2 protein-coding genes are annotated in these 1595 nt (G+C 68.0%); both read left to right on the forward strand.

Annotation, left to right across the window (positions count from 1 at the left end):
• Positions 1-761 precede the first annotated feature (761 nt).
• On the forward strand, positions 762-956 hold the full coding sequence (locus tag ACFWV2_RS33025; protein WP_384411115.1) for a hypothetical protein: 195 nt from the start codon (positions 762-764) through the stop codon (positions 954-956).
• A gap of 60 nt (positions 957-1016) precedes the next feature.
• Positions 1017-1595 (forward strand): DEAD/DEAH box helicase family protein (locus ACFWV2_RS33030; RefSeq protein ID WP_384411118.1); only part of this gene is annotated, 579 nt, incomplete at its 3' end.

The raw sequence follows: 1595 nt of genomic DNA on the forward strand, positions 1-1595 counted from the left end.
GCCGCTCATCAAGCCCGCTGCGCGGGCTTGATGATGCTCCGTCCGCTGCGCTTCCGGAGCTGTGGGGCTTCGCCCCGCTGGCCCTGGGCTTCGCTTCGCTCTGCCCTGGGCCGGCGGGTCCGCTGCGCTCCCCCGCCTCAAGGGCCCTTCCGGCTGCGCCTCCAGGGCCCGGGGCCCGCTGACGCGGGCCCGGCTGGTTGCGAGGAGCGGGGCTCTGCGTTCGTTCCCGAGTGCCGGTGTGGTGGCTGCATTAACTGATGCAGTATGTAGCATTGGCGGAAACAGGGCCTACGTTAGGGTGGGAAATGGCGATCGGCGCAGATATTCCTGCGGGGCTCACGCGCAGGGCGAAAGGCTTCGTCCGGTCTCATGGATATTGGACCGGTCGCCATGATGTGGAGCAGTACAGGGCGCGGTGGATGGAGCACGGGATCCCTGCGGCTCAGGTCGACCGGGTGGCCGCCTTCGAGGCGGTCTGGGGCGGTCTGGCCCTTCCGCCTTCTCCTCACTATGACGGAGGGCCTCGGACGCTCAGCGGGGATGTGCCCGAGGGGCCGGGTCCTGACTGGCACTTCGAAGCCGGCGGGCAGCGTACGGCTCTCCCCTACTCGTTCATGATCGGCCCGAACGGGGAATTCGGTCTTCACGCCGGGAAGTGGGTGCCCCTGCACGCCAGTGTCGAGGGCTGGGTGGAAGCCCTGGCCCTGGCGGACCACGCTCATCGGTGGGCTCGCACGACCACGAGGTTGACGGGCGCTGCCGTGGACGAGCTCGAGCTCGAGGGGTTCGAGGCCGTACCGGAGGTCGTCGGCCTTGCGGACACCTGGTGGCGCGGTACCGACTCGCTGATCGCCGTCTACCGCGGCGAAGCCGAAGTCATGGACGCACCTCAATGCCTCACCGCCACCGTCTACGCCGGACTCGACGAATGGGGACTCAGGGGCCTCGGCACATAGCCACCACCCGAAACGCCATGCCCTCGCCCGATCCTCCACCACGTAGGAATGAAAACCGACATGCAGAAAATCTCTCTCAGAGAACACCAGATCGACCAGAAATCGGCGTTCCGTAAGTGGGTGGGATTCCCTGCAAGATCATCTGCACCCCCCGAGGGGGCGCGTGCCATGGGGGTGTCCGCGACCGGGTCCGGTAAGACGATCACGACCGCCGCGAGCGCTCTGGAGTGCTTTCCGGACGGGCGGATCCTTGTCATGGTGCCCACGCTGGATCTGATCGTGCAGAGTGCCCAGTCCTGGCGCAGGGTCGGGCACCGGGCGCCGATGGTCGCGGTCTGCTCGGTGGACAAGGACGAGGTCCTGGAGCAGCTCGGGGTGCGCACGACCACCAATCCGATCCAGCTCGCGTTGTGGGCGGGGTCCGGTCCGGTGGTCGTGTTCGCCACGTACGCCTCTCTCGTGGACCGCGAGGACCCTGCTGATGTCACTGGGCGTCGGGCTGTCCCTGGGCCGTTGGAGTCGGCTCTGGCGGGCGGGGAGCGGTTGTACGGGCAGCGGATGGCTCCGTTCGACCTGGCCATTGTGGACGAGGGGCACATGACCGCGGGGGACATGGGGCGGCCGTGGGCGGCGATCCAC

The sequence above is a fragment of the Streptomyces sp. NPDC058671 genome, from assembly GCF_042716475.1.
Classification (GTDB): Bacteria; Actinomycetota; Actinomycetes; order Streptomycetales; family Streptomycetaceae; genus Streptomyces.